The 17468-nt window shown below is 47.3% G+C and carries 15 protein-coding genes; 8 read left to right on the plus strand and 7 right to left on the minus strand.

Annotation, left to right across the window (positions count from 1 at the left end; genetic code table 11):
• The first annotated feature begins 83 nt into the window (after positions 1–83).
• From DWZ67_RS18765 to DWZ67_RS18775, 3 genes are all read left to right on the plus strand, one after another.
• Complete coding sequence (locus tag DWZ67_RS18765) at positions 84–2129, plus strand: helix-hairpin-helix domain-containing protein (protein WP_120139489.1); 2046 nt, start codon at positions 84–86, stop codon at positions 2127–2129.
• 138 nt (positions 2130–2267) lie between these two features.
• Complete coding sequence (locus DWZ67_RS18770) at positions 2268–3041, plus strand: radical SAM protein (protein WP_057281510.1); 774 nt, start codon at positions 2268–2270, stop codon at positions 3039–3041.
• Between the two features lie 10 nt (positions 3042–3051).
• Complete coding sequence (locus DWZ67_RS18775; protein WP_057281509.1) at positions 3052–3561, plus strand: flavin reductase family protein; 510 nt, start codon at positions 3052–3054, stop codon at positions 3559–3561.
• A gap of 5 nt (positions 3562–3566) precedes the next feature.
• Here the strand turns inward: DWZ67_RS18775 and DWZ67_RS18780 are convergent, their stop codons facing one another.
• Positions 3567–4406: a DNA/RNA non-specific endonuclease gene (locus DWZ67_RS18780; protein ID WP_008662282.1), complete on the minus strand. Its 840-nt coding sequence runs from the start codon at positions 4404–4406 to the stop codon at positions 3567–3569.
• A 7-nt stretch (positions 4407–4413) separates the two neighbouring features.
• A complete protein-coding gene (locus DWZ67_RS18785; RefSeq protein WP_005825218.1) occupies positions 4414–6096 on the minus strand; it encodes a SulP family inorganic anion transporter in 1683 nt (560 codons plus the stop codon).
• Between the two features lie 321 nt (positions 6097–6417).
• Between DWZ67_RS18785 and rbr the strand changes: the two genes are divergently transcribed.
• Both rbr and DWZ67_RS20190 read left to right on the plus strand, forming a co-directional pair.
• A complete protein-coding gene (gene rbr / locus DWZ67_RS18790; RefSeq protein WP_005825226.1) occupies positions 6418–6996 on the plus strand; it encodes a rubrerythrin in 579 nt (192 codons plus the stop codon).
• Between the two features lie 156 nt (positions 6997–7152).
• The gene (locus tag DWZ67_RS20190) at positions 7153–7293 is read left to right on the plus strand and encodes a hypothetical protein (RefSeq protein ID WP_155270091.1); all 141 of its coding nucleotides are present in this window, start codon (positions 7153–7155) and stop codon (positions 7291–7293) included.
• On the opposite strand, the gene DWZ67_RS18795 is transcribed toward DWZ67_RS20190, so the two are convergent.
• The 4 genes from DWZ67_RS18795 to DWZ67_RS18810 all read right to left on the minus strand — a co-directional run bounded on the left by DWZ67_RS18795 (position 7290) and on the right by DWZ67_RS18810 (position 14838).
• The gene (locus DWZ67_RS18795) at positions 7290–9473 is read right to left on the minus strand and encodes a DUF3857 domain-containing protein (RefSeq protein WP_120139490.1); all 2184 of its coding nucleotides are present in this window, start codon (positions 9471–9473) and stop codon (positions 7290–7292) included. The two genes, DWZ67_RS20190 and DWZ67_RS18795, sit on opposite strands and share 4 nt — an antisense overlap.
• Positions 9474–9503: 30 nt before the next feature.
• Positions 9504–11252, minus strand: coding sequence for a transglutaminase domain-containing protein (locus DWZ67_RS18800; protein WP_117963578.1), 1749 nt, complete (start codon positions 11250–11252; stop codon positions 9504–9506).
• Between the two features lie 18 nt (positions 11253–11270).
• The gene (nadB, locus tag DWZ67_RS18805) at positions 11271–12842 is read right to left on the minus strand and encodes an L-aspartate oxidase (RefSeq protein ID WP_005825234.1); all 1572 of its coding nucleotides are present in this window, start codon (positions 12840–12842) and stop codon (positions 11271–11273) included.
• A gap of 76 nt (positions 12843–12918) precedes the next feature.
• Positions 12919–14838, minus strand: a complete 1920-nt coding sequence (locus DWZ67_RS18810; protein ID WP_120139491.1) for a tetratricopeptide repeat protein — start codon at positions 14836–14838, stop codon at positions 12919–12921.
• 221 nt (positions 14839–15059) lie between these two features.
• Between DWZ67_RS18810 and DWZ67_RS18815 the strand changes: the two genes are divergently transcribed.
• Positions 15060–15434 (plus strand): helix-turn-helix transcriptional regulator, encoded by a 375-nt coding sequence (locus DWZ67_RS18815; RefSeq protein ID WP_009037523.1) that lies wholly within the window; start codon positions 15060–15062, stop codon positions 15432–15434.
• Between the two features lie 33 nt (positions 15435–15467).
• Positions 15468–15860, plus strand: coding sequence for a PH domain-containing protein (locus DWZ67_RS18820; protein ID WP_005833977.1), 393 nt, complete (start codon positions 15468–15470; stop codon positions 15858–15860).
• 33 nt (positions 15861–15893) lie between these two features.
• Here DWZ67_RS18820 and DWZ67_RS18825 read toward each other — a convergent pair whose 3' ends face one another.
• Positions 15894–16499: a hypothetical protein gene (locus DWZ67_RS18825; RefSeq protein WP_005833978.1), complete on the minus strand. Its 606-nt coding sequence runs from the start codon at positions 16497–16499 to the stop codon at positions 15894–15896.
• Between the two features lie 202 nt (positions 16500–16701).
• Here DWZ67_RS18825 and DWZ67_RS18830 point away from each other — a divergent pair, with 202 nt between their 5' ends.
• Positions 16702–17448, plus strand: a complete 747-nt coding sequence (locus DWZ67_RS18830) for a LytR/AlgR family response regulator transcription factor (protein WP_044468289.1) — start codon at positions 16702–16704, stop codon at positions 17446–17448.
• The last annotated feature ends 20 nt before the right edge of the window (positions 17449–17468 follow it).

Consider the following 17468-nt stretch of genomic DNA (forward strand, 5'->3'; position numbering starts at 1 on the left):
TTGCATCATATTGATTTTTCCTTGCTCAATTAACTTATTTAAGGTAACTTCGCTTCCCAAAACATGAAAGTGACCTACTATTAATGGAATTACTCAAGATAGGAGTTTTTGTAAGTATGCTGTCAATGACTCCTATGCTTGAAGCTCAAAATATATCCGGCCTTCAGAAAGAACAGCCTTTACTTCTTTTGGAAGAAAATTTGGAACAACTCTCCATCGGGAATGAGGAAGAATACGGTTGGGAAGATGAATTGGAGGAGTTGTCCCGACGTCTGCAAGAGCCTGTCAACCTCAATGCCGCCACTAAACGGCAATTAGAGCAGTTTCCTTTTCTTACGGATATACAGATAGAGAATCTTCTGGCTTATGTCTATATACACGGACAGATGCAGACCATTTATGAATTGCAGCTGGTGGAGGAGATGGATAAACGTACCATCGACCTACTGTTGCCCTTTGTCTGTGTGCAGGCAGTGAAAGCGGGTAGGGGGTATCCTGCTTTAAAATCTATACTGAAATACGGGAAACACGAAACATTGGCACGTTTGGATGTACCGTTCTATATCCGTAAAGGATATGAGAAGAATTACCTGGGACCTTCCCTTTACCATTCTTTGCGCTATAATTTTCATTATGGAGATTATCTCCAAATAGGCGTGACGGGAGAGAAGGATGCCGGAGAACCCTTCTTTGCCCTGCACAACAGAAAAGGCTATGATTACTATTCTTTCTATTTTCTGATAAAGAATCTGGGGCGGCTGAAGGCTTTGGCATTGGGCAATTACCGTCTGAGCTTCGGGCAGGGACTGGTACTTAGTACGGATTTTCGTTTAGGAAAAACATTCTCTATGTCTACAACAGAATATCGTACCGGAGGCATCCGTAAGCATAGTTCTACTGATGAGTACAATTATTTCCGGGGAGCGGCGGCAACGGTGGGAGTATTGCCTTACTTGGATATTTCGGCTTTCTATTCGCATCGCTCCATGGACGGTGTGGTGGAGGATGGCGAGATAACTTCCATTTACAAGACAGGGTTGCATCGCACGCAGAAGGAGGCAGATAAAATGAATGCCTTTGCCTTGCAGGTTACAGGAGGAAACGTGACCTATGAAAAGAGCTCTCTGAAGGTGGGAGTGACGGGGATTTACTATTTTTTCGACCGTCCTTACAAGCCTCGGTTGAACAAGTATGCAAAGTACAATCTTCATGGAAGTGATTTCTATAATGTGGGCATGGATTATAGGTATCGTCTGGGCCGTTTTGTCTGGGTGGGGGAAGCGGCAACCGGCAGTAAAGGCTATGCGTTGCTGAACCGGCTGAAGTATAATCTTTCTTCCGATTATCATCTGCTACTTGTTCACCGGTATTATTCATATGATTATTGGACTTTGTTTGGGCGTTCCTTTGGCGAAAGCAGTATGCCGCAGAATGAGAACGGATGGTATCTGGCAGCAGAGGCCACACCTTTCGCCCGGTGGAAGTTTTTCACTTCACTGGATGTGTTTTCTTTTCCTTGGTGGAAATACCGTATAAGTAAGCCCTCAAAGGGAGTGGATGTCATGTTTCAGGTTACTTATACTCCTCGAAAGAGCCTTTCGATGTATTTTAATTATCGGTACAAACAGAAAGAAAGAGACGTGACGGGTACAAGCGGTGCAGTTATCGAACCTATTTATCACCATAAACTCCGTTATCGGCTGACCTATATGCCGGGAAGATATATCTTTCGTACTACAATAGATTATAACCACTTCCGTCAGCAGGATGGGAAAGGGTATCGCTTTGATAGACGGCAAGGTTATCAGTGTACTCAATTTTGCTCGTACACTTTCCCCTTCCCTCTGTCAGTTTCCGTGCAGGGAACCTGGTTTCATACGGACGATTACGATTCGCGTGTTTACGCCTCCGAGCGTGGATTGTTATATACTTTCTATACCCCTTCCTTCTATGGCAAAGGGTTCCGTTACTCCGCTCATCTGCGATATGATTTGAGTAAGAACTTCATGTTTCTTGCCAAATTCGGACAGACGGTTTATCAGGATAGGGAGACGATTGGTTCGGGCAATGATGAGATACCGGGAAATAGGAAAGCGGACTTGCAGATGCAACTGCGTATCAAGTTTTAGAGGAATGATTGATAGCTTTTTTATTTCTTTCTTTATCTTTGTCCGTATGATAATCCAAGGATGAACTCTGGAGTGCTAAGATTAGTAGATACTCGGAGTATTAAATAGTAAATAGTAAATCGTCAAATAGTAAATAGTATGACTGTCATTTATCCATCCCCCATATTCGGTCCCGTTCATTCCCGCCGTCTGGGAGTATCTTTGGGAATAAATTTATTGCCGGCAGACGGCAAAGTATGCACCTTCGACTGTATTTACTGTGAATGTGGTTTCAATGCCGACCATCGTCCCAAACAGCCGTTGCCTACGCGCGAAGAAGTCCGTTCGGCCCTTGAAGCCCGTCTGCGGGACATGCAGCAAAACGGACCTACACCGGATGTACTGACTTTTGCCGGTAATGGAGAACCGACGGCACATCCCCGTTTCCCCGAAATCATAGAAGATACACTTGCCTTGCGCGACAAGTATTTTCCGAATGCAAAGGTGAGCGTACTGAGCAATTCTACCTTTATTCATCGTCCTGCCGTATTCGAGGCTTTGAACAAGATTGACAACAACATCCTTAAACTGGATACGGTGGATGAAGAGTATATCCGTGTACTTGACCGTCCTACCGGACATTACTCCATCCGGGAGATTATAGAAGGGATGAAAGCGTTCAAAGGGAACTGCATTATCCAGACCATGTTTCTCAAAGGAAGTTATAAAGGACAAGATATGGATAATACATCCGATAAATTTGTTCTTCCCTGGCTGGAAGCTGTCAAGGAGATTGCTCCCCGCCAAGTGATGATTTATACCATCGACCGCGAAACGCCCGACCATGATTTGCAGAAGGCCACCCGCGAGGAACTGGATCGCATTGCGGAACGGATACGGGAAACGGGTATACCGGTAAGTGTTTCTTATTAATAATATACTTATGAAATCAATAGCAATTAAAGATTTAAGCGAGAACTTCTTCGAAGTGATAGGCAAAGAGTGGATGCTGGTTACGGCAGGCAGTAAAGAACATTTCAACACCATGACTGCCAGTTGGGGAGGTATTGGCTGGCTTTGGAACAAGCCGGTGGTGTTTGTCTTTATACGTTCCGAGCGCTATACGTATGAGTTTATGGAGGAGAACGAATATTTCACCCTTTCTTTTTTAGGGAAGGAAAACCGGAGTATTTACAACCTTTGTGGCAGTAAATCGGGTAGGGAAGTGGATAAGGTAAAGGAAACTGGTCTGAATTCTATCGTTACCGAGCGGGGAAACATTCTCTTTGAGCAGGACCGCCTGGGATTGGAGTGCCGCAAGCTTTTCATTACCGATATGAAAGAAGAACTCTTTCTCGACCATTCCGTCTACGAGCGTTGGTATGGCGGTGACCACGGTGGATTGCACCGGGTTTATGTAGCCGAGATTGTAGATGCCTGGGTAAAGGAATAGCTCCTTTACCACAGTTTCAAGTCATATTCGGCTTCCACCTTCTCTTCTATTTCATCCGGAAGGGCGGGGAAGAAGTCGATACCTGTAATACGTTCCACTTCGTCCACTGTATTGACGTAGCTGTCCAACGGATGATTGCCTGATGCATTCTTATAAATGAAGCCGATGGCTTTGGGGGGATTGCTGTCTGCACACAGAACGACCTTGAAGAATGCTTCGGGCACTGTAATTTTGTGCTTCTTACCAATGGTGCGGTGACGTTGGTCATAGAGAATAGGACCGCATACAATGTATATCTTGCCTTCTTCTTGTGCCCAACGGCGGCATGACTCTTCCAGTTCTTTCCAGTCGCCACGGTTTAGATTGTGGTTCTGCGGGCAAATGTTTGTCATGTAGAAGCTCTCTTGCATGGCTTTCCAGTGCCAGCGGTTGTCACCGGCCGGACACATATGTCCGCGGTCCATGCCGGCTCCTTTGTAGTCATCGGTGGTTACTGCCTCGTGCTCAGGCAGGTCGGGGTCGGGCAGGAACTTGTCTGTACGGCTTTCACGCTCCACCAGTTTTTCGGGAGTGAGTTCCCAGGCTACCCAGTTGGGTATCTTTAAATCTTTGTTGTAGGATACTGTGTAGCCTTTCCGCTGGAGAATCTGTTCGGAGACGTTCTTCAGCTTTGCCGGTATTTCAAGGCGTGTGCCTGCCGTGAGTTCTATCTTGGCAGGCGTAGAACTCTTTTGCCTGGCATCCGAAAGTATCTTTGCAACGGGTTCATAGGCAAGGCAGACCGCACATATAAACAATATAAGATAATAGACGCCTTGCGATTGTTTCTTTTTTTTTCGTGCCATGCCGGGATTAGTGTTGGATAATCATTTTGGCCCTTTCCAGTGCCACATTTATGTTCGGACAGATATTTTCTTCGCCCAACAGCTCATAGAAGCCCGATTTTTCCAGTACCTTATGTACCTTTTCATTGACACCGGAGAGCACAATGGTTATTTTTTCCTTTTGGGACATCTCACAAAGGCTTGTCAAGTTGTGGATACCGGTAGAATCGATGAACGGAACTTTACGCATGCGGATGATGCGCACTTTGGGGCGGTCGCCCAGCCGCGCCATGATTTCTTCGAATTTGGTGGCGATGCCGAAGAAGTAAGGACCGTTTATTTCATATACTTCCACATCCTCGGGGATTATCAGGTGCTCGTCATTGCTTGCAATGTCCGATTCTGCATTCGGGTCTATTTCATCTTTGATGACGGATATTTCGGTAGTCTCCATGACGCGGCGCATAAACAGCACGCAGGCAATCACCAGACCTACTTCAATGGCAATAGTCAGGTCGAAGATGACGGTCAGGAAGAAAGTAATCAGCAGTACCGTGACATCCGATTTAGGATTCTTCAATAATGCCTTGAACGTACGCCAACCACTCATGTTATAGGATACTATGACCAGTACACCCGCCAGGCAAGCCATTGGGATATACTGTGCCAGCGGCATGAGGAACAGTAGGATAAGCAGCAATACCACTGCATGCACCATGCCTGCTACGGGAGTTTTTCCTCCGTTGTTGATGTTTGCCATGGTACGCGCGATGGCTCCGGTGGCAGGGATACCGCCAAACAGCGGGGTAGCCATGTTGGCAACACCTTGTGCTATCAGTTCCGTGTTGGAATCGTGTTTGTCGCCTATCACACCATCGGCCACGGTGGCAGACAGCAAAGATTCGATGGCACCCAGTACAGCGATTGTAATGGCTACGGGGAACAAGTTCTTTATCGCTTCCCAATCCAGGGCAGGCATCACGGCATCCGGCAGTTCGGCACGGATGCTGAAACGGTCGCCGATGGTATCGATACAATCAATGCCTCCATATACTTTCATCAGCCAGACTGCCACTGTCACCACGATGATGGCAATAAGTGACCCCGGAATCTTCTTCGAGAACCGCGGTGTAATGGCAATGATGAAGATGCTGACAATACTTACAATCGTGTTCCACCAGTTTACGGTATCGAAATGTCGGAAATAAATCATCCATTTTCCTACAAAGTCTCCCGGAACTTTCTCTCCTCCGAACGTCAGCCCGAAAATGTCGGCAATCTGCGTAGTGAAGATGGTGACGGCAATACCGCTTGTAAAACCTACGATGATGGGATAGGGGATAAACTTAATGACAGCTCCCAGCTTGAACACTCCCAGCAGGATGAGCAGTACGCCTGCCATCAGTGTGGCGACAATAAGCCCCGATTCACCGTATTGCTGGATGATGCCATAGATAATGACGATGAACGCACCGGTCGGTCCTCCAATCTGTACCTTGCTCCCACCCATCAGGGAGATGATGAAACCGGCTATGATAGCCGTAATGATACCTTTCTCCGGTGATACGCCGGAGGCGATACCGAATGCAATGGCAAGCGGGAGGGCAACGATACCTACAATGATACCTGCCATCAGGTCTGCCATGAACAGTTCTTTAGAGTAATTTTTTAAAGCCGTGTATAGCTTTGGTCTGAATCCGAACGCTTTCATTATAATCTACTTTTTTATACGTTTTTTTATACAGAATGTAATGTATATATTGCAAATTGCCTGCAAAAGTAGATAAAATAATGGATATTAGTGAACACAACTGTGATGTATTTTGTTTTCCTTATCAGATATGTGCTATTAATTATGTCTGAAATACCTCTTCGGGTTATCGGTGAAGATAGATTCTTTCTATAAGACGATAAATAAATCCGATGGGGAAGAGGTGTGATTATTCCAAATTAAATTCGTAATTTTGTGTTGTTTATAAACAGTACGAACGACATTTATACGTAATTATATTAACTAATAAAAAAAGAGACTATGGCTAAAAGTGTTAAAGGAACTCAGACTGAGAAGAATCTGCTGACTTCATTCGCTGGTGAATCACAAGCAAGAATGCGTTACACTTATTTTGCAAGTGTAGCCAAGAAAGAAGGTTACGAACAAATCGCCGCTATTTTCACAGAAACGGCTGACCAGGAAAAGGAACACGCTAAACGTATGTTCAAGTGGCTGGAAGGCGGTATGGTGGAAATCACCGCTTCTTATCCTGCAGGTGTTATCGGCACTACCCTGGAAAATCTTCAGGAAGCTGCTGCCGGCGAACACGAAGAATGGTCATTGGATTATCCTAAGTTTGCTGATATTGCAGACGAAGAAGGTTTCCCCGAAATCGCTCTTATGTACCGTAACATCGCCATTGCCGAAAAGGGACACGAAGAACGTTATCGCGCTTTTATCCAGAATATAGAGACTGCCAGCGTATTTGCCAAGGAAGGCGAAGTAGTATGGCAGTGCCGCAACTGTGGTTTCATCTACACCGGTAAGGAAGCTCCTCAGGTATGCCCGGCTTGCTTGCATCCGCAGGCTTATTTCGAAGTAAAGAAGTCAAACTATTGATGATAATTTCCTCATAGAGAGAACAAAGTCCCGCAGAGCGAAAGCAAGCTCTGCGGGGCTTTTTGTTTGCTGTGACAGTCATATAGCTTGTAATTGCTGCACATTTGCTGCAGCGTCACTGCAAACAAATTGCAGTGCGACTGCAAAACTGTTGCAGTGCTGCTGCAAATCAATTGCAGTGCTGCTGCAAACCGGTATGCAGTGACGCTGCAAAAAGTATGCAGTCGTTTTGCAGTGGCTGTACAGTACGACAGCAAGCTGTGTATGGCGATGCTGCAGCGGGCAGAGAAGGATTAATAGCCGGTTGTTGGAGATGTAGGGGGATTAATGGTTGCTTGGAACACTATTGAAAGTGCTTCATAACTGTTGGCAGCATCGGTTATTTCAAGCAGTTTCTCCCAGTTGGCTACCGGTTCCGTCTTGTGGTTGATGCGTTTTTCGGCTTTTATTCTTAATGTTCCGTCTTCAGTGGTGGCTTGGACAATGAAAGCGCCGCAGTCGTTTTCTACTTTTACGTTCAGTCTTTCCAGGCCTTCGGGAGAAATTCGATAACCTTCCGGCAGATTGACTGTGATGTCCCATTGGTAACAACGGGGCATCTCCCAATAAATGTCCTCCTTGCGCAGGCGTTGTTCGCCTTTCAGCTCTGGCTGTGACCCTATCAACCGACCTACGGAGAGAACAAAGTTTGTACCCGCTTTCTTTACGTATCCGTCCAGTACATAGTCCACTTGATAGGCAAGTGCCGCACTGTCTGCCCGGTTTCCGATGCTGAAAAGCTGGTAGCCGAGGAGTGTTTCCAGTCCTTCTTCCGAGCCATGATAACCGATGATTTCATTACGGTAACGCTCTTTCTCCTGCTCCCGTTCACGGCGGTAACTTTCGCGCAGGTCGGCATGGAATTTTTCTTTGGTTTCGTCGTAGATGGTGGCTGTAATACCCAGTTGGCGACGAACGGAGTTGTAAAGGTCCTCGTCCATAATGAGGTAGGGTTGGAAGTGTTCTTTCAGTGCACCGCTCATCTCTTCCCGGCGGCTGATGTGGAGAGTGGTGCCGCTTATAGAAGCGTTTATGGTAGCCATATCCCGGTTGTCTTGGGGGGTGGTGGAGGGAAGGGTAAGGCATGTGTTGTCTTCCAGTATGGCTTCTTCGCCTTGCAGGCTGGCAGGCACTTCACCGGGAACAGCATAGCAGGCCGGTGGAGTATAGCATTTTCCGTTGGATTCCAGATAGATAAACCAAGTGGTATTGCTGTAGTTGATGAGCTGGTCCAGAGGCTCCCGGGTATCTTTGGTCGTGATTCCTGTCCGGTGGGGAATACCTGCTTTTTCCAGAAGTTCGTGCATCAGCAGGATGAAACTGGCGGGAGTATAGTCTGCACCGTTTTCCATATACCGGTAATAGCAGTATTGGTAGAGATAGTCCATCAGTTTCTTATCGCTCCATCCTTCGGCTTGACGGGCTTTGAGGGCTTTGGATATTTCGCCTTTCCGTCCGCTGCGCAGACCGGACCAGTTGGTGCCGGGAGCCTTCATGGAGGCACGTGTGTCATCTGTCATCAGTTTTGGATTGGGGTTGGCATATAGTCCCGGCTTGCGGGCGCTGGGCGGCATCCAGGCATAGGGTGTCTTGCTGTTGTAGATGTACATCAGAATCATGGGCGTTTGCCGGGCACTGTTGTACCAGAAGTCGGGAATGACACGTCCGGAGTCTCCGGTATGCAAGTCGAGGATATGGTTTCCTTCGGTATCGGTGCTATGGTCGAAGTCCCTTGCTCCGTTCAGGCAACGGTAGAAAGTGCTCAGCTTGGGGTCTATCTCGCAATGGACGGAATAGGCAAGCAGAGGATAGCTGTCCATAAAGTAAAAACCGAAAGGTTCGGGGTTCTGGTTGTTCAGTATGGTGTATCGTACGAAGAACAAGTCGATGATGTCTCCGATTTCCAGTCCGGGTACGGCCAGCTTGTTCCATTTCTCTTGGATGTTGTGGCTACGTGGGTGGCCGCCTTCATCGGTTTCCATGTACTCCTGCGGGGCTGTTTCCTGAATTGTTCCGTCCGGTTTGATGATGCGCATACCCAGTATACGCTGTTGTTCATTGCGGGTGTAGCGTTCTTTTTCCTGGGAAAGGAAGCTGAACTGTGACATCTCTTCCAGTGCACTTTGGCTGTTGATGTATACCATTTGGCGGTAGATGCTGCGGCAGGTTATCTGTTGTTTGGTCAATCCCATTCCCCACCAGTCCAACTTGGTTTTCCGGGTTACCTCCAGACGGCTGTGTGCGGCAAGGATAACGGCGGGTTCGTTTCTGTATTTCTCGGGTACAGTCATATTTTTAAAGTCGGGCAGGTTCAGCGACCATACTTCATTGCGCACTTCGCTTACGAGCGCAGCATATTTGTCTTCTTCCTTTTGGGCATTTAGTCCCGAAGTGGCAAGTAACATCAGCAGCAGTAGGAAAGAACGTGTTGTTTTCATGGTGATGGCGTTTTATGTTCAATTATTTGTTTAAAGGGTGCTTTGCCGGATTACTATCTGTTCGTTGCAGGCTTTTTTCCATTGTCGCAGGGCATCATTCCAAGCAGGGATAAGAGCAAGTGGAATACGTTTTCTGCGTATCTCCATCACTTTTCGGAAGTGGATATATCCTGCTCCGGCGCGGTAGGAGCAACTGAGGATGCCCTGATTCGTTTCAATGTGAAAGTCTGCAGGCAAATAAGACACGGCATATCCTTGTGGAATATCAATCGTTACCTCGCGTATAATACGGCATCTCCACGGCAGTAGGTAATCCTGCTTGCGGCGGGTGGTGTCAATGGGCTGGTGGAAGAAATCTTCGTGCGGGTCTGCTTCGAGGCAGTACTCTCCATCGGCCGATTGTACGGCAGCGGTATTGTTTATCTGATTGTTTAGCAGGTCTGTCTGCTTCTCCTTGGGGGTGTCATGGTAGAGACTGAGCAGGTATTCCTTGTATTCGCCCGTACTTACGCGGATGGCGGTGCCTTTCAGGGTAGGGGGATTGCTGTCCGTCATCAAGCGATAGTGATAATTGAGACTGTCCGTAGAGGTAGAGGCATCCTGCTGGGGAAGAGTCAGTATCAGGCAGCTGTCTCCGTTTTCTACCAGTGCTTTTCGGCCTTGTATACCTTGGGGGATGTCTTCGGGCGGTAGGTATCGGTAGGTGGCATCCAGGCAATATCTTTTCCCTTGATGGAAAAGAAGGCAGAAGGCATGGTTGATGGCAGCCAGTGTCGGCACTTCGTCGGGAGAACTGGCGATGTCGTCCGTACCGATATAGGCCATTCGGGCATCGAATCCTTGGGCTTTCAGCAATGTGCGCAGCAGGAGTGCCATTCCCTTGCAGTCGCCGTAACGCTTGCGCAGCACTTCGGCAGGCCGGTCGGGCCGATGTCCTGCCAATCCGTTTTCAAAGGCGATGTAGCGTATGTTCTGCTGTACGTAGGCATAGGTGCGGCGTATCTTCTCCAGTTCATCGGTGCATCCGGCAGTAATTTCATCCGTCAGCATTTCGGCTTGGGGGAGAGTGCAGTCCACCTCGGCCAGTCCGTTCAGCCAGCGGTACATGGCCTGTACATCGGCAAAGGGACCGGTCACCAGCAGATGGGGATAGAGGCAGTTGTCTGCGGGAGCAGCTTCTTCCTTTCGGGTGGCAGGCACTCCTTTTAAGGTGTAGACAAAAAGGGAATCCCCTTCCTTATTCACGCTCTTTTCACACCGGATGCCGGGACCGAAGTTCTTCTCCACCAACCGGAAACGGGACAGTGCGGCAGGAATGGTGACGGTGATACGTTTCTTGCGGATGAAGTATTCCTCCGGAAAGTAGATGCGTGTAAAGTAGCGCAGGTCATGGAAGGTACGGCTGAACTGTACGGCCGCCTTTTTCCCCTGCCGGCTTAGGGAGAGGTTGAAGTAGCAGATGCGGGTATCGTCGAAGAATACATTTTCCGGTGTGGCATGGCGGTGGATGGCTTTGGGGGCAAGTACTCCCTTGGCTTTGGCTTCGTCCAGGGAGATGAATTCGCCATAGAACATATGAGGTTGTACGGTAGCTCCCATCCGCAAGGCTTCATATTCGGTCTTTCGGGTGTTTTGTACGATGGGGTTGTCTCCTGGTCCTTCTTTGAAAACATAGCTGTCTTCACAGCAGTTGATGATGATATTGTCGTCCATCGTCTGACTGTAGAGACAGCTTGAGAAAATATACAAAAAAATGAAAGAGAAATATTGTTTCCTCATGATGGAGAGGATTTATGTTTATTTCTTGGCGTGCGGATAGTCTATCGTGTAGTGCAGTCCGCGGCTTTCCTTGCGTTCCATGGCTTGCTTTGTTATCAGGTATCCTACGTTTATCATGTTGCGCAGTTCGCACAGCTCTCGGGTAGCCTTGCTCCGCTTGAAGAGTGCTTCTGTCTCCTCGTAAAGTATGTCCAGTCGGTTCCAGGCACGTGTCAACCGGGTATTGCTGCGGACAATGCCTACGTATGCCTCCATAATCTGGTTCACTTCCTTCATGCTTTGTGTGATGAGGACACGTTCTTCGGTGGAAATGGTACCTTCGTCGTTCCATTCGGGAATGTCTTCGTTGAAGTCATAACGTTCCAGTACGCTCAGCGCGTGTTTGGCTGCCGCGTCGGCATAAACCACGGCTTCAATCAGTGAGTTGCTTGCCAGACGGTTGCCGCCATGCAGTCCGGTGCACGAACATTCGCCGATGGCGTACAGGCGGCGGATGCTGCTCTGTCCGTCCAAATCCACCTTGATGCCACCGCAGAGATAATGGGCGGCGGGGGCTACCGGTATGTATTCCTTTGTAATGTCTATACCGATGCTGAGGCATTTCTTGTATATGTTAGGGAAGTGCTTCTTGGTTTCTTCGGGGTCTTTGTGGGTGACGTCCAGATACACATGGTCCTCACCGCGCTGTTTCATTTCGTTGTCGATGGCACGCGCCACGATGTCACGCGGGGCCAGTGAGAGTCGCGGGTCGTACTTCTGCATGAATTCTTTTCCGTCTTTGGTACGCAGCACGCCGCCATAACCGCGCATGGCTTCGGTGATGAGGAACGAGGGGCGGTCTCCCGGATGGAAAAGGGCTGTGGGATGGAACTGGATGAATTCCATGTCTTTCACTGCTCCCTTGGCACGGTAGACCATGGCAATGCCGTCTCCCGTGGCCACCAGCGGGTTGGTGGTATGGCGGTAAACGGCTTCGCAACCGCCCGTTGCCATGATGGTGACTTTGGAAAGGAAGGTATCCACCTCGCCCGTCGCTTCGTTCAGCACATAGGCACCGTAGCACTTGATGCCGGGGGTGTGGCGGGTAACGATGATTCCCTGGTGATGCTGGGTAATGATTTCCACAGCGTAATGGTCGGTCAGTACGGTGATGTTGGGGTGTTGCTTCACAGCTTCAATGAGGCTGGTCTGTATCTCTGCACCCGTATTGTCCTTATGGTGGAGGATGCGGAATTCGGAGTGGCCGCCTTCTTTGTGCAGGTCAAACTCTCCGTCCTCCTTTTTGTCGAAGTTCACTCCCCATTTGATAAGCTCCTTGATTTGTTCGGGGGCATTGCGCACCACCTTCTCTACGGCTTCACGGTCGCTTATCCAGTCACCCGCAATCATGGTATCTTCGATATGCTTTTCAAAATTGTCTACGGCCAGATTGGTGACAGAGGCGATACCTCCTTGTGCAAAATAAGTGTTTGCCTCTTCCAAACCTGCCTTACAAATGAGGGCTACTGTTCCTTTATGCGCTACTTTCAGCGCAAAACTCATACCGGCAAGTCCGGAGCCGATAACGAGAAAATCGAACTTTCTTACCATAGGTTTTGTGTATTAAACGCCGCAAAGATAGTGTAAACCAAACGTAGAGCAAAATAAGCGGGCTTATTTTTATTTGTTATGTAAGGTATTGTTTCAATACTTCATCCAGGGATTTTTCTTTGGGCAATTCCATGTTCTTGCGCATGCGCGAACGGACTACGTTTACACTATTCCGGTTGATTCCCATGATAAGGGCTATTTCGTCGGTACTTTGGTTCATGCAGATGAGCATGGCCAGCAATTCTTCGTTGCGGGTCAGTTGAGGATAACTTTCGCGGAGCTTGGGCAGATAAGAAGGATGTATGGTGGCAAACGACCGGCGGAATGTGTTCTCATCTTCCCTGCTGAGCAGGCTTTGCACGGTGAGCTGGCGAATGGAGTTGAGGTTATTGGTAGCCATGGCCCGTTCTATTTCTTCCGTCAGTTGTTCGTTGCGGCGGTTCAGGTCTTGCTGCCGGGTAATGAGGGTCTGTATTTCCCGTTTGTTGTTTTCTATAAGCTGGTGGTTGGCCTTCCTTCGGATGATGAAATAGGCTGTAGTGGTGATAAGTAGCAACAGTAATGTAATGGAGATGCAGATGTTGTAGAACAACTGCTGTTGCTGCCATTGCACTTGTGCCGAGAGCAGTTTGTTTTCTTTCTCTTTTTGGTTGGCATCAAACCGGATGTTGGCTGCTGCCACAGCACGTTTCTTTTCGTTATTGTCCAGAGAATCGGCAAACTGTCGGTTACGGATGTAGCAACGAGCAAAATCGTCGTTCATGCCTTTGGCCAGATAGTAATCCATTAATATCTCGTTGGCATCGCGGCCTTCCATGAACTTCATGTTGATGAGGTCTTGTGCAGCCCGGTCTATCAGGTGTATGCCGTTTTGCTCTTTCCCGGTTTGCAGTAAGGCCCGGCCTAGGTGGAGGTTGAGTTGGTATTTGGCCCATTGGGGCATCCGTGTGGTATCGGGACAGATGCTAAGGGCAAGTTGCAGTGCTTTTTCCAAAGAGTCGGGATAGTCCAGATAACTGTTTACCGTTTCTACTTTGTTTACGAATACGCCCTTAAAGCTGTTTTGTATCATTGACAACTTTTCTCCCAGCCTGAGGTAGTGGAATACAGAGTCCTTTTGATTCATGTTACGAAAGATCTGGGCACGGTAGCGGTACAAGTCTCCCAGTCCGAAGCTGTCTTTCAGCATGGAGTAGTATTGGGCTTTTTTGTTCATTTCCAGGGCCTGGTCGTACATACCCAGTTCGGCGTAGAGATTAGCTTGTTCTCCGTAGGCAATCACTACATTTCCAGGTGCTATGCTGTCGTTGTAAGTGGCTATGGCTTCTTGGTTAGTGGCTATAGCTTTCTCGTATTCGCCACTGAGGTGGTAATAGATGCCCAACCGTGACATTATCCGCAGCATGTTCGGGAAGTTTCCACCTTTCCGGTAGACATCTATTGCTTTTTCCAAAATTTGGATAGCTTTGGGTAGATTGTTTCCGGAGTACATGTAGACACCGCTTATGATTTCTGCCTGCCGGATAAAGTCATTGGCACTGGTACAGACCGGTAACTGGAGGTAGTCTTCTGCCAGTCGGACAGCTTCCGGGTTATTGCCATACAGTTGGTTCAGTCCGGCCTTGAAACTCAGCAGTTCGTGCGGGCAATGTTCGCGGATGAGGGGATGGTTCCCAATGCTGTCCATATAGTCGATGCCGTCTTTGTATTGTTTGGTGTTTATGTAATTGTTCCCGCAGGCATTAAATATCTTGCGGGCATAGTAAATCAGGGTATCTGTAGTTCCGTTTTTTTCTGCCGATTCCAGGATTTCGGGCAAGGTCTGTTTGGCAAGATCCAACGTTTGTCGCGCTTTGTTTTCGAGTAGTAAGGCATTGATTTGTTGAAGGACATTGTTCCAATGCCTCATTTCGTCTTGTTCCGAAGAGGTGGAGTGGTTGGTGCAGGCTACAGCTACGAGAATCAGAAGTAAAAATGAAAGTTTTTTGGCATTCATATTTTGTGGACTGTTTGTTTTGTAAGGCAAAGATATAATTTCTTAATTTAAAATTTACAACAATGGACTTGTTTTTTTGTTTCTTGTTAATTATTTGATAATAAATATAATATGAAATTGTATATCAGATTGTATATCGTATTCTTATGGTTAGGTTGTGCATATTTTGCAAATTTGTATCAAAACGATTGTAAATATGTATAATGGTGAAATAAGATACAATGAAAACAAAGAAAACAGTGACACCTTTTAATATGCAGGAGATTGCCAGAGCTTTGCGCGAAATGATTTCGGAAGATTCTCCCAATGCTTCGGAGGCTTTGTTGTCTGGAACTCGTGAGGCTGTATTCCGTGAAATCTTTATTTTTCATTATCCTTCTTTTTTAGAAAAACTTTATCAGTCTATTCCGGAGGTGGATAAGGATGAAGAACTGATATGTATGCTGGTAGCTCTTGGACAGTCTGTAAAGGAGATTGCAGAACTGATTTATTTTTCGCCGGAACGGGTAGAATTGTTATGTGCTTCGGTCTGCCGCAAGCTGAATGTGACGGAAGTTCGAAAAATGGAGATACTAATGAAGAAGTTGTTATCATAAAAATACGTACCTTAGCGGCAAAAATCAGATAAAATGAATCGAATCTTTCATGCGCGCATTGCTATGGGGCAGTATCTGTTTCTCATCCTGATAGGTATTCTCGCCGTCTATATGCTTTGGTACAAGTCTCCGTTCCTGGCTGCTATTTTCATGCTTTGGCTGGTGGTTATTATCGAGAAGCTGATTCATACCACCTATACCGTAACGCCCGACGGGAAGTTGGTGCTGTCCTTCGGCCGTTTCTCCCGGAGTAAGGAAATTCTGATGAAAGACATCACTTCTGTGGAGCGTGCTTCTTCCATGCAGGTAGGGCGGTTTGCGGTGATGCGCTATGTGCTCGTGAAATATGGCGAGGGCAAGTGTGCAGTGCTTCTTCCCGTCAAGGAGGAGGAGTTTATCCGGTTACTGGAGGAACGGAGAGGGTGAGCAATAGGGTGTGCCCACGTATGCGATTCCGTTTTAATCTGCCGTTATCGGTTCCATGGTAATGTCTCCTGTGTAGCTTTCCGGAGTTGTTTGTATGAACTTTCCCTTTATCTGTTTTTCCGTTTTTGTATATTCACCTGCGAATGTCAGCGTATAGGTAGCTACAAGCTTGCTGTAGTGTAGTGTTCCTTTTATGATGAGCCGACAGTGAGGTTGTATGCTGATGGTGGAAGTACTGCTGTTTGGACCTTTGGCTTTTGTTGTTTCGCTGCCATATTTTATGGTTGCCCCACTTAACAATAGTTCATCTCCAAACATGTAAGGGGTATTGACGAACACATCTTCTTCCCCCATCCATACAAATGCTTCGGGGTCGTTGCTCTGGAAGGTGGTTTCCTGCCATGTGTCTTCGAAGGGGGAGTTTGTGGTGGTGATACTATTGTTTAAATTGTTTTCCATGATGAAGGGCAGGAGCTCTACATCATACGTACTGAATCCATCCCCTTCTTCAAAAGAGTATTGAATATCTTTGAACAGATATTTTTCAGCATCTTTAATTTCGTCTTTATCATAACAGCCGGTCGTGCAAACAATCAGCATGGCGGACAATACGAGGTGGAATAGTTTCTGTTGTTTCATAGCCTTTACTTTTTGTGGGGATGTACATGCAAAGATAAGTTTATTTTTTGAAACTGTTCATAATAAGCACTTTATTTTCCTGATAATATAGTCTTTCCGTAGAGGCAGATTGTTTTTGAATCATAAATAAAGCTTAATTTTAGCTCTTCTGTTTGCAGTTTTTTGGATGTGGCAGCGTCCATTATGTAAAAAAGAAACGGATATGAACTTGAATTGTGCCATTTTGCATGCGGACCCGGAGATTGCCGGAAGATTGGAAGAGTATATCGGCAAAGTTCCTTTTCTCTCTTTGCACGGAAAGTACGGCAATCCTCTTGAAGCGCTGAAGGATTATTATGAGACAAAAGTGGAAGTTTATTTTGTCGGCATCTATCCGGTGGAAGAAGGTGAAATCAACGGAATGGATTTTTGCAGGCTCTTGTCCTCGTCCACTCGTGTCATTTTCATTACAGACACCGACCGCTATGCTGCCGAATGTTTCCGTCTGGATGCGTTGGACTATCTGATGGACGGGCTCAATTTCTCCACGTTTTTCCAGTCTGTCAGCAAAGCGGCACGCTGGTTCTCTTTGCAGGATGCAGGTACGTCCGCCCCCAAGCAAAGGCAAGGTCCGGAAGAGGTTCCGAAGGTGATTTACATGCGGTGTGACAACCGCATCATGCGGCTCGACCTGGAACGGATAAACTATATAGAAGGTATGGGCGATTATGTGAAGATTTTCTGTAAAGATGCCCCTAAGCCTATCTTGAGCTTGTGTAGCATGAAGTATATGGAAGAAAAACTTCCGGCCGATGAATTTATCCGCGTACACCGTTCTTTTATTGTCCGCATGGACTGCATCAGCGCCATCGGGCGCAGCACATTGCTCATCGAGCAGAAGGATGTCCCCATTGGCGATGCTTACCGCGAAAGGGTGAAAGGGTATGTGTCCAGGCTGGCAGTGTTGTAATACCCTGTTTTCAGATACTA

This window comes from Bacteroides sp. AF34-31BH, assembly GCF_003602795.1.
In the GTDB taxonomy this organism is placed as follows: domain Bacteria; phylum Bacteroidota; class Bacteroidia; order Bacteroidales; family Bacteroidaceae; genus Bacteroides; species Bacteroides uniformis.